This is a genomic window from Psychromonas antarctica (genome assembly GCF_022267535.1).
Lineage (GTDB): Bacteria > Pseudomonadota > Gammaproteobacteria > Enterobacterales > Psychromonadaceae > Psychromonas > Psychromonas antarctica.
In genome coordinates this window covers 1-2,972 of record NZ_JAHNZV010000191.1, presented here as the reverse complement: position 1 = coordinate 2,972, position 2,972 = coordinate 1, and the positions used below count along the sequence as shown (strand labels likewise).

At 41.2% G+C, this 2,972-nt stretch carries 3 protein-coding genes; all 3 read right to left on the bottom strand.

The annotated features are described in order from the left end of the window. Positions 1-139: 139 nt before the first annotated feature. Positions 140-1,084 carry an ABC transporter permease gene (locus tag KSO91_RS16700; protein ID WP_238744155.1) on the bottom strand — a complete coding sequence of 315 codons (945 nt, stop codon included), beginning with the start codon at positions 1,082-1,084 and terminating at the stop codon, positions 140-142. Positions 1,085-1,086: 2 nt separating this feature from the next. Continuing rightward, positions 1,087-2,064: an ABC transporter permease gene (locus KSO91_RS16695; RefSeq protein WP_238744154.1), complete on the bottom strand. Its 978-nt coding sequence runs from the start codon at positions 2,062-2,064 to the stop codon at positions 1,087-1,089. A gap of 143 nt (positions 2,065-2,207) precedes the next feature. After that, positions 2,208-2,837, bottom strand: a complete 630-nt coding sequence (locus tag KSO91_RS16690; protein WP_238744153.1) for an ABC transporter substrate-binding protein — start codon at positions 2,835-2,837, stop codon at positions 2,208-2,210. Positions 2,838-2,972: the final 135 nt, after the last annotated feature.

The window sequence follows — 2,972 nt, the reverse complement described above, 5'->3', positions numbered from 1 at the left end:
GGTTGGCTTGCTCCCTCAGCGTTTGTTAAAACGAAATGATGGAATATAAGAATACAGGAGCCGTATACGAGGTCCGTACGTACGGTTCTGTGAGAGGGATGAGGCAAAAGCCTCACCCTACTCGATGGGGGGGGGGGGATTAACCTTTATAGATTTTTGGGTTAAAGACATCCCTCAGCCAGTCGCCCAGCAGGTTGATAACCAATACCAGCGTTACTAGCACTATACCTGGGAAAACGGTTATCCACCAAGCACCTGAGAAGATATATTTAAAGCCGATACTGATTAATGCACCTAACGAGGGCTGATCAACTGGTAATCCTAAGCCAAGGAATGATAGTGCAGCTTCGGACATAATTGCGTTGGCAATCTGCACTGTTGAAATAACTAAAATAGGTGATAAACAGTTGGGTAAAATATGTCTGAACATAATTCGTCCCACTTTAAATCCCATGATCTGAGCGGCTTCGACATACTCTTTTTTCTTTTCTGCAAGCACTGACGCGCGTACTGTTCGTGCATATTGTGGCCATTCGGCAAACCCAATAATGATCACTAACATGATCACTGCATAGTCACTGTAAAATGTAGCACCAAAGCTGGCTTTGAAAATAGCCGATACAATAATTGCTACCATCATGGTTGAAAAGGAGAGTTGTACATCGGCAAAGCGCATTAAGAAACTATCAATACGACCGCCAAAGTAACCTGCCGATAAACCAATAACAATACCCAGTGTTAACTGCACCGCAACGGCTAAGAAACCAATGATTAATGAGAGGCGTGAGCCATAAAGTATCGTTGAAAATATATCCCGGCCTTGATCATCCGTGCCAAGCAGGAACCGTTGGTCACCTTCTTCAAGCCATGATGGCGGCAATTCGGAGTCCATAATATCAATACTGGTCAAATCGTATGGGTTAGTGGGCGAAATAATAGGGGCGAATAAAGCGGCAAGACAAAACGCTAAAAACAGTGCAAAACTGAGCATCGCCACTTTATCTCTTAAAAAGTGGTAAATAAGATCAGATTGTTTGATCCGTTGCCAATAACTAGGTACATGTGAAGAAGTAATCGTATTCAAGGTTATGCTCCTTTACCGGTAATATTGACCGTTGGATTAATAAACCCATATAACAGATCAACAATGGTGTTGGTCACAACAAAAATTAAGCCAACAAAAATAACATAAGTGGTAATCAGAGGTGTATCGACACGGTTTATAGCCTCTAAAAATAGAAAACCTGTTCCAGGCCATTGAAAGACCGTTTCAGTTAAAATGGTATAAGCGATCATTGTACCGATTTGTACGCCACCAACCGTAATGACGGGGAGCATCGTATTTTTTAGCGCATGCTTATAATAAATTTTATTCATTGCTAAGCCTTTCGCTTTGGCAAACTTAACATATTCAGAACCCAATGCCTCTAACATTTCCGAGCGCACTAAGCGAATAAAGAGTGGCAACATAATTGAAGCCAATGAAATACAAGGCAAGATAAGATGCAACAGGCCGTCTTTAGTCAAATACCCCGTTTCCCAGCCGAACACATTAACGGTATCACCGCGGCCATAGGAAGGCAGCCAATTAAGCTCAATAGAGAAAAGATACATTAATAGGATAGCGGTAAGAAAAACGGGCACGGAAATGCCCAAACTACTAAATGCCATAATCATTTTTGTGCGCACGCTTTTCGGATGGATAGCCGAAAAAACGCCTAATGGAATGGCGACAAAAATAATAATTAATGTGGCACCAAAAACCAGCTCAAGGGTTGCTTGAAGCTTGTCAAGAATCACTGTCGTCGCAGGTTTTTTGAAGAAATATGAGGTACCTAAATCACCCTGAACAGCATTAGATATAAAACGTGTGTATTTGGTCAGATAGGGGTCATTAAGCCCTAACTCATCACGCAGTGCTTGTCTCTCTACTTCAGAAACCGACTGGCCGACGAGTTCCCGTAACGGATCACCTAGGTTATCTTGAATGGCAAAGGCCACCAGACTGATCACAAACATCACTATCAGCGCTTGGAAAAAACGCTGGATCAGAAACGTAAACATTTTGACTTCCCTATAAATTTATTAAAGTAGTTATTTATCAAATATTTATTCTGATATCACAGTAAAAATAAAGGCCCTAGTGACACAATTTGCATTGTTTTAGGGCCATTTTGATTGCTAACGGGTGTGTATGTTAGTAAGTGTTACTTAACCACAAGGTCGCCAAAGTAGGGTTGGTTTAATGCGTTAACAATAGGCTCAACCTGCAAATTAGATTTTGCACCCCAGGCTAGATTTTGCCAATGTAATGGTACAAATGCAGCGTCTTTATAGAGTGTCTGCTCTACTTTTTGTAGCATAACTGCTCGTTTCGCTGGATCTGTTTCAGTATTCGCACTATTAACTAAGTTATCGACAACTGGATTTGAGTAATAACCGCAGTTATAAGCGCCTTTACCAGTTTCCTCATTACGCGTCATGGTTAGGAACTCAGAGAAGTTTGCTGAATCTTCAGTATCTGAGTGCCAGCCAATCATCATCATATCAGCTGCACAAACGTCAAATTCAGGCCAGTATTGCGCTTTAGGAAGAGTTTTAAGATCAACTTTAATTCCAATCTTAGACAGCATCGAAGCAACTGCTTGCGCAATTTGAGCATCGTTTACATAACGGTTGTTGGGGGCCATCATAGAAAGTTTGAAGCCTTTCTCGTAACCCGCTTCTTTCATCAACTGCTTGGCTTTTTTTAGATCATAACGTGGGACAAGTGTCTTGTCGTACCCAGCATAACCCTCAGGACCTTGTTGACCTGCGGTTGTTGCAAAACCTTTCATTATTTTCTGTAACTACTCAGCACCTTAGTCACACTTTTAATAATTTATCGAAGATCAAAAAAGATCGACTTGCTTGAATGTTTTTAACCGTTACGCTAACTACCTTCTTCTTATTTGGCGTAAAGATAAAAATGA